This is a genomic window from Nonomuraea zeae, from assembly GCF_005889725.1.
Taxonomy (GTDB): Bacteria; Actinomycetota; Actinomycetes; order Streptosporangiales; family Streptosporangiaceae; genus Nonomuraea; species Nonomuraea zeae.
Genome location: NZ_VCKX01000443.1, coordinates 1 through 7,615, shown reverse-complemented (window position 1 = coordinate 7,615; position 7,615 = coordinate 1). Strand labels below are relative to the sequence as shown.

Annotated in this window: 7 protein-coding genes and 1 other RNA gene; 4 read left to right on the top strand and 4 right to left on the bottom strand. The window is 70.5% G+C overall.

Going from position 1 to position 7,615, the window contains the following annotated elements:
• The 3 genes from ETD85_RS58215 to ETD85_RS58205 all read right to left on the bottom strand — a co-directional run.
• A partial coding sequence (locus ETD85_RS58215) for a M20/M25/M40 family metallo-hydrolase (RefSeq protein ID WP_138698399.1) occupies positions 1–936 on the bottom strand: 936 nt, incomplete at its 3' end.
• A complete protein-coding gene (locus tag ETD85_RS58210; RefSeq protein ID WP_138698398.1) occupies positions 933–1,961 on the bottom strand; it encodes a dipeptidase in 1,029 nt (342 codons plus the stop codon). The genes ETD85_RS58215 and ETD85_RS58210, both read right to left, overlap by 4 nt.
• Positions 1,962–2,072: 111 nt before the next feature.
• Positions 2,073–3,722: a flavin-containing monooxygenase gene (locus ETD85_RS58205; protein WP_138698397.1), complete on the bottom strand. Its 1,650-nt coding sequence runs from the start codon at positions 3,720–3,722 to the stop codon at positions 2,073–2,075.
• Between the two features lie 116 nt (positions 3,723–3,838).
• Here ETD85_RS58205 and ETD85_RS58200 point away from each other — a divergent pair, with 116 nt between their 5' ends.
• From ETD85_RS58200 to rnpB, 4 genes are all read left to right on the top strand, one after another.
• Positions 3,839–4,639: a Nif3-like dinuclear metal center hexameric protein gene (locus ETD85_RS58200; RefSeq protein WP_379507119.1), complete on the top strand. Its 801-nt coding sequence runs from the start codon at positions 3,839–3,841 to the stop codon at positions 4,637–4,639.
• 2 nt (positions 4,640–4,641) lie between these two features.
• Complete coding sequence (locus ETD85_RS58195; protein ID WP_138698396.1) at positions 4,642–5,382, top strand: zinc ribbon domain-containing protein; 741 nt, start codon at positions 4,642–4,644, stop codon at positions 5,380–5,382.
• On the top strand, positions 5,379–6,680 hold the full coding sequence (locus ETD85_RS58190; protein WP_138698395.1) for a bifunctional RNase H/acid phosphatase: 1,302 nt from the start codon (positions 5,379–5,381) through the stop codon (positions 6,678–6,680). Before ETD85_RS58195 ends, ETD85_RS58190 begins: the two co-directional genes overlap by 4 nt.
• Before the next feature lie 141 nt (positions 6,681–6,821).
• Positions 6,822–7,209: RNase P RNA component class A (rnpB, locus tag ETD85_RS58185), an RNA gene on the top strand.
• Between the two features lie 40 nt (positions 7,210–7,249).
• Here the strand turns inward: rnpB and ETD85_RS58180 are convergent.
• A complete protein-coding gene (locus ETD85_RS58180; RefSeq protein WP_206059554.1) occupies positions 7,250–7,504 on the bottom strand; it encodes a tyrosine-type recombinase/integrase in 255 nt (84 codons plus the stop codon).
• Between the last annotated feature and the right edge of the window lie 111 nt (positions 7,505–7,615).

The window sequence follows — 7,615 nt, the reverse complement described above, 5'->3', positions numbered from 1 at the left end:
GCCCACCCCCGCCGTGAAGTTGCCGTCCGAGGCGCCCCCGACCGAGGCCGAGGTCAGTGGTCCGATGCCCAGCCCCTTCGCCAGCTCCTGCGCGAGTGCGTAGAGCGAGGCCGACATGGCGCCTTCGAGTGGCGGCCGGTTGGGGCCGCCGAGGATCTCCAGCCGGGTGCCGGGCACGACGGGCTCCAGCGCGCGGATCGCCGCGTCCACCCGGGTCTGCTCGGCGACCTCCGCCACGCGTACGTCCACCCCGACGGAGGCCGAGGCGGGAACGGTGTTGAGCGTGCTGCCGCCCGACAGGACCGTGGGCGTGACGGTGGTGGCGCCGGCCCCGATGGCGGCGATGGCCAGGATCTGGTGGGCGAGCTCGATCCCCGCGTTCGCGCCCTTCTCCGGCTCCAGGCCCGCATGGGCAGCCTTGCCGTGAACCTGGACGGTGTAGAGGGAGGTGCCCTTGCGGGACGTCTTCAGCGCACCTCCGTCCGCGCTGGCCTCCATGACGAAGGCGGCGGTCATCTCGCGCGCGGTCTCCTCGATCAGCCGGGCCGAGGTGACCGAGCCGACCTCCTCGTCACCGGTGATCAGCAGCGCGACGCCGTCGAGCGAGTCGAGCCCCGCCAGCGCATGGAACGTCTGCACCAGCCCGGCCTTCATGTCGAACACCCCCGGCCCCCGCGCCACCCCGTCCACCACCGACCACGGATGGGTGGCGAGGGTGCCGATCGGCCAGACCGTGTCGTGATGGCCGAGCAGGAGGACCTTGGGCGTGCCGAACGTCCAGCGCAGGTGCGTGACGCCGTCGATCACGAGGAACTCCGGCCGGGCGTCCAGGTAGCGGGCACCCATCGCGGCCACGACCTCGGCGCTGCGGGCCACGGCCGCCAGGTCGCTGGAGAACGACTCGCACAGGACCAGCTCTTCGAGATCTTCGATCATGCCAGGCGCTCCCCGAGGAACCGGTGCACGTTGCCCCCGATGATCTTGATGACGTCCTTCTCCGGCAGGCCGCGCGCGAGCAGGCCCTCGGTGACCATGGGCAGGCCGGACGGCCCCTCCAGGCCGGGGACGGCCGCCTTCGGATCGACGCCTCTGGTGTTGAGGTCCTCGCAGCACGGCGGCGTCAGATCGTCCATGACCTCGCGGATGAAGTCGGGGCCCAGGCCGACGTGGTCGATCCCGGCGACGGACACGATGTGCTCGATGTGGTCGAGCAGGCGATCGAGCGTCATGTCCTCGGGACGGTCGGCGAGGAAGGGAGCGAAGAAGTTGACGCAGATCACCCCGCCGGTGGCGGCCACGGCGCGAAGCTGGTCGTCGGTGAGGTTGCGGTGGTGGTCGCGTAGCGCCCGGGCGGCGGAATGGGTCGCCATCACCGGTTTGGTGGCCAGCTCCAGCACGTGGGTGACGCCGGACGCGCCCAGGTGGGAGACGTCGAAGACGATGCCGAGCCGCTCCATCTCGGCCAGGGCGGCCACCCCGTCGGAGGTCAGCCCGCTGCCGGTGGCGTCCTCACCGCTGCCGTCGGCCAGGGGAGTGCGGCCGAAGTGCGCGATGGACGCCACCCGCACGCCCAGGCGGTGCACGGTCGAGATCAGCTCGACGCTCGCGTCGATCCCCGGCATGCTCTCCAGCGCGATCATCAGGGCGATCTTGCCCTCCTCGATCGCCCGGTCGATGCCGGCGGCGTCAAGGCAGATCCGGACCCGGTCGGCGTTTCCCTCCGCGAGCACGTGCGCACACTCGATCATGCGCAACGTCTGCCGCAACGCGCCCTCAGGCCGGTATTGGTCGTCGATGAAGACCGGCAGGATCTGCAGGTCCACGCCGCCCTCGACGAGCTGGGGCAGCCATCTCTCGCGAAAGAACGACGCCCACTGCCCCGGCGGCCGGGCCGAGACCGCCATGAGCAGATCGTTGTGAGTGTCGGCCACGACAGCACGTTGGTGCAGGGAAATCGTCATGCGTTGGACGTTATCGTGGGGGCCCTGGCTGTCCAATGCGCCCTGAGTCCGATTTTGTGGATCACTTGTACGACCAGGGTTTGACCCACCGGCACGGACGACGCCCGGGACTCACCCAGCGCCGCCCGAGCCGCCCGAGCCGCCCGAGCCGACTGAACCGGCAGAGCCGGCAGAGCCGACAGGCCGGTACGCGGGCACCGGCGGCTTGGCCGTCAGCCTGCGGTACAGGGTCGTCGGACCGGGCCAGTTGTTCGTGACACGCCCTTCCGCCGTCTTGTACCAGCTCTGACACCCCCCGCCCCACACCATCCGCGCCATCGCCGCGTCGATCTGCCTGTTCCACGCCGCCATCACCTCGGGCCGCACCTCCATCGGCCCCGACCTGGACAGATGCGGCAGGCAGGACATGATGTGGTTCACCTGGCACTCGATCATGAAGATGATCGAGTTGTGGCCGAGGTTCGTGTTGGGCCCGTACAGCAGGAACATGTTCGGGAAGCTGGGCATGGAGATCCCCAGGTACGCCGCCGCCCCGCCCGCCCACTGCTCCTCCAGCGTGCGCCCGTCCCGCCCGGTGACCTCGATCGGCACCAGGAACTCGGTGCTCTTGAAGCCGGTCGCGTAGACGATCGTGTCCACCTCGCGCAGCCCCTCGGTGGTCTCCACGCCCTTCGCCGTGATCCGTACGATCTTGTCGGTGACCACATCGACGTTCGCCCTGGTCAGCGCCGGATAGAAGGAGCTGTCGATGACCACCCGCTTGCAGCCCGGCGGATAGTCGGGCGTGAGCTTGGCCCGCAGTGCCGGGTCGGGCACCTGGTCGCGCAGGTGCCGCAGCGCCCGCTGCTTGAGCAGGCCCACGCTCCATCCCTGGGCGAGCGCGGGGTAGAGGGTGCTCTCCGCGTACCGGTAGATCCACTCGCGGTAGGCCCGCTGGAGCCCGGGCACGAAGTGGAACGCCAGCCGGGTCAGCGACCCGAACGCGGCGTCCGGCTTGGGGATCACCCAGTTCGGGGTGCGCTGGAAGACGGACAGGTGCTCGACCTGCTCCGCGATGCGCGGGATGAACTGGGCCGCCGACGACCCGTTCCCGATCACCGCGACCCGCCTGCCGCCGAGGTCGTGATCGTGGTTCCAGCGCGCGGAGTGGAACGACACGCCCTCGAAGTCCGCCATTCCCGCGATGTCGGGCAGGCGCGGCCGGTTGAGCTGCCCGACCCCCATGACGACCACGTCGAACGTCTCGGTCCGCACGTCGCCGCCCGGCTCCGGCTCATGCGCGCCCTCGCCGGCTCCTCTGGCGTACCCGCCGATCTCGCGCGCGTTCGCGCCGGTCCCGCGCGCGTCGGTGCCGACCTCGCGCGCGTCCCCGCCGGCGAGGTGCCCGGCGCCGGTCGCCGTACCAGGTCCTGAGGTCGTGACCTGCCAGGCCGAGCCGTCGAAGACGGCGCGCCGCACCTCCGTGCCAAAGCGTATTTTCCGCCTGACGTCGTATTTTTCGGCGCAATGTTCGAGGTAGCCGAGAATCTCCGGCTGTTCGGGATAGCGACGCGTCCAGCTCGAGTACTTCTCGAACGAGTACGAGTACAGATGCGAGGGAATGTCGCAGCCCGCCCCCGGATAGCTGTTGTCCCGCCAGGTGCCACCGAGGTCATCGGCCTTCTCGAAGACCGTGTAGGAGCGGATCCCGGCTCGTTCGAGCTGGATCGCCATGCACAGTCCGCCGAACCCTGCTCCGATGATCGCGACGCTAGGTGCCATGCCGCCCTCCGCATGTCAGGATTCACTTACACTACGCCGAACCCCGTTCTAGCGACACCCCGTGCCACGCCCGCCGAGACGCCCTCGCAGGCCGGTAGTCTGCGCTGGTGGCTGCTGTGATGTTGACGGACGTGATCGAGGTGCTCGAGGCGGCCTATCCGCCCGCCCGGGCCGAGTCGTGGGACGCGGTGGGGCTGGTCAGCGGCGATCCCGCCCAGCCGGTGCGGCGGGTGCTGCTCGCGGTCGATCCCGTCTCCGCCGTGGCCGAGGAGGCGCTGGAGTGGGGGGCCGACCTGATCGTCACCCACCATCCCCTCTACCTGCGCGGCACCACGAGCGTCGCCGCGACCACGCCGAACGGCCGGCTGGTCCGCACTCTGATCAAGAACGACATCGCCCTCTACACCGCCCACACGAACGCCGACGTCGCCAACCCCGGCGTGTCCGACGCCCTGGCCCGGGCCGTCGGCCTGGTGGGCGACCTGGTGCCGCTCCAGCCGTTCCCCGACGACCCGTGGCGCGGGCTCGGCCGCATCGGCGAGGTGGCGGCGGAGACGACGCTGGGGGAGTTCGCGGCGCAGGCGGCCGCGGGGCTGCCCCGGACGTCATGGGGCATCCGCGTCGCGGGTGATCTGTCCCGCCCCGTCAGGCGGGTGGCCGTCAGCGGCGGCGCGGGCGACTCACTCCTCGGTACGGCCGCGGCCGCGCAGGTCGACGTGTTCCTCACGGCTGATCTGCGGCATCATCCGGCGAGCGAGTTCGTGGAGTCCGGCGGTCCCGCGCTGATCGACGCCGCGCACTGGGCGACCGAATGGCCCTGGCTCGACAGCGCGGCGTCCATCCTGCACGCGAGTGGCGTTACCGTTGAAACACGTGTCTCCGCCACGGTCACCGATGCTTGGACAAGAGGATATTGATCATGAAAGCTGCCCCTGAGGCCCAAAAGCGATTGCTCGACCTGGCAGAGCTCGACTCCGTGATTGATCGGCTGGCCCACCGCCGGCGCACCCTGCCCGAGCTGGCCGAGATCGACGAGCGTTCGAAGTTGTTCGCCAGGCTGGCCACGCAGGTCATCGAGGCCCAGACCGAGGCGGGCGACCTGGCCCGCGAGCAGAGCAAGGCGGAGAGCGACGTCGACGCCGTGCGCACGCGCGCCGACCGCGACCAGAAGCGCCTCGACTCCGGCGCCGTGACCTCGCCGCGCGACCTGGCAGGTCTCCAGAGCGAGATCGCGTCGCTGCAGAAGCGCCAGGGCGACCTCGAGGAGATCGTGCTGGAGATCATGGAGCGCAGGGAGGCCGCCGACACCAAGGTCACCGACCTGGTCTCGCAGCGCGACGAGCTCGGCGCCGCCCTCGCCACCGCCGAGGACCGCCGCGACGCCGCGTTCAGCGAGATCGACAAGGAGGCGAGCGAGGTCGAGGGCCGCCGGGCCGGCGTCTCCGGCGAGATCCCCGCCGACCTGCTCGCGCTCTACAAGAAGCTCAGAGACCAGTACGGCGTGGGCGCCGCCATCCTGCGCGGCGGCCGGTGCCAGGGCTGCAAGGTGGCCCTGTCCATCGCCGAGATGAACCGCATCAAGGCCGCCCCGCACGACGACGTGCTCCGGTGTGAGGAGTGCCGCCGGATCCTCGTCCGCACGGCAGAGTCGGGCCTGTGACGTCGTACGTCATCGAGGCCGACGGCGGCTCGCGCGGCAACCCCGGTCCGGCGGGTTACGGCGCGGTCGTCAGGGACGCCTCCGACGGCCAGGTGGTGGCGGAGGTGGCCGAGGCGATCGGCGTCGCGACCAACAACGTCGCCGAATACCGCGGCCTGATCGCCGGTCTCACGGCCGTGCTCGGGCTGGCCGGTGACGGAGCCCAGGTGGCCGTACGCATGGACTCGAAGCTGGTCGTCGAGCAGATGGCCGGGCGCTGGAAGATCAAGAACGAAGGGCTCAGACCCCTCGCGCTGGAGGCCGGCGCGCTGGCCAGGCGGCTGCGGGTGACGGAGTGGACCTGGATCCCGCGTGAGCACAACAAGCACGCGGACCGCCTGGCCAACGAGGCCATGGACGCCGCCGCCAAGGGCCTGACCTGGAAGGCGGGCGGCTCCGCCACGGGCGCGGGCGGCGCCGTCCCGGACGTTCCCGGCACCTCTCACCCTTCGGACGAGACCCGAGACGCCGCGCAGCCGGCATCCACCGCGGGAAAGTCGCGCGCGGGCAAGGCGTCTCCCTCGGTGGCGAAGCAGACGGATCTCCTGGACGCGGGCGACATTTCCGAGCTGTCCGCCCCCACCGCCTCCGTGGCCGCCGCCCAGCAGCGCGGCAAGGGCACCGGCTGGGCCCCGCCCACCCGGGTCGCCACGTCGCTGCTCCTGCTCAGGCACGGCGAGACCGAGCTGTCCATCGAACGCAGGTTCTCCGGCCACGGCGACGCCGAGCTCACTCCCAACGGCCTGGCCCAGGCCGCCGCGGCGGCGGACCGGCTGTCGCGCGAGCCGTACCGGCTGGACGTGATCGTCACCTCGCCGCTCAAGCGCGCCAGGCAGACGGCGGAGGCGGTCGCCCAGCGGACCGGCCTCGACGTGGACGTGGACGAAGATCTCAAGGAAACCGATTTCGGCGACTGGGAGGGGCACACGTTCACGGAGGTGCAACGCGGCTGGCCCGCCGAGCTCGCCGCCTGGCTCGCCGACCCCGCCGTCGCCCCGCCCGGCGGCGAGAGCTTCGCCACGGCCGCGCAACGCGTGCAGGCAGCGGGCGCCCGGCTGGTGGAGCGCCACGAAGGCAAGACCGTGCTCGCGGTCTCCCACGTGACCCCCATCAAGCTGCTGCTGAGCCAGGCCCTGCTGGCGCCGCTGGGGTCGCTCTACCGGATGCACCTCGACCTGGCCTGCCTGTCGCTGATCGAGCACTACGCGGACGGGCCGGCCGTGGTCAAGTCGTTCAACGACACCTCGCACCTTCGCTAGAGCAGGGGCCGTGCCGGACGCCAGAACATCCGGCACGGCCGCTGGTGCCACCGCCCCCCTCAGGCGATGACCTGACCATTCCAGCGAATCGATCTTGTCGTTGGGTTGGGAACCGCTTGAGGTTTGATAGCCTCCTCGGGACGAGTCGGCCGGGCGACCGCGTCGGGCCGCAGGCCCGCCGAGGAAGGTCCGGGCTCCACAGGGCAGGGTGGTCGGTAACGCCGACCCGGGGTGACCCGCGGGACAGTGCCACAGAAAGCAGACCGCCTTCCGGTTCGCCGGGAGGTAAGGGTGAAAGGGTGGTGTAAGAGACCACCAGCGCCCACGGTGACGTGGGCGGCTAGGTAAACCCCACCCGGAGCAAGGTCAAGAAGGGACGCTCTCCGGAGCGTTCCGCGCGCGACGTTCGAGGGCTGCCCGCCCGAGCCGCGCGGGTAGACCGCTTGAGGCCGCCGGCAACGACGGCCCTAGATGGATGGTCGCCCCTTCTCACGAAGGACAGAACCCGGCCTACAGGCCGACTCGTCACCCCATCATCCCTCTGGCCTGCACCGGAGTCATGCTCAAGATCAGCGAGGGCACATTTCGGGCACATGCAGCGCGAGCTTGAACGCCTTGTCCAGGGCGTCACGTGCCCGGCCGGTGGCCTCAGGAACCAGGTGACCGTACAGATCCACGGTGGTGATGATGGACTTGTGTCCGAGCCAGCGGGACACCTCAGAGATCGGTACGCCTTCGGCCAGGGCGGTGCTGGCGAAGGTATGGCGGAGATCGTGAGTGCGCCGTGAGGCGCGGTGAGTCGAGTGGAGGTGAAAGACCTTCACCGCTGACCCTGTCGCAGCAGGGAGGTGGAGCTGAGGGCAGCCTGATCCGGGTGGTGCCGGGGAGGGCGGGAGCAGCCCTGACAACGCCGGGACGGGCCAGTACTACCAGAT

Coding starts and splice junctions, on each gene's coding strand:
- ETD85_RS58195 (WP_138698396.1), top strand. CDS start 4,642: ATGAAAGCTGCCCCTGAGGCCCAAAAGCGATTGCTCGACCTGGCAGAG.
- ETD85_RS58210 (WP_138698398.1), bottom strand. CDS start 1,961: ATGACGATTTCCCTGCACCAACGTGCTGTCGTGGCCGACACTCACAAC.
- ETD85_RS58205 (WP_138698397.1), bottom strand. CDS start 3,722: ATGGCACCTAGCGTCGCGATCATCGGAGCAGGGTTCGGCGGACTGTGC.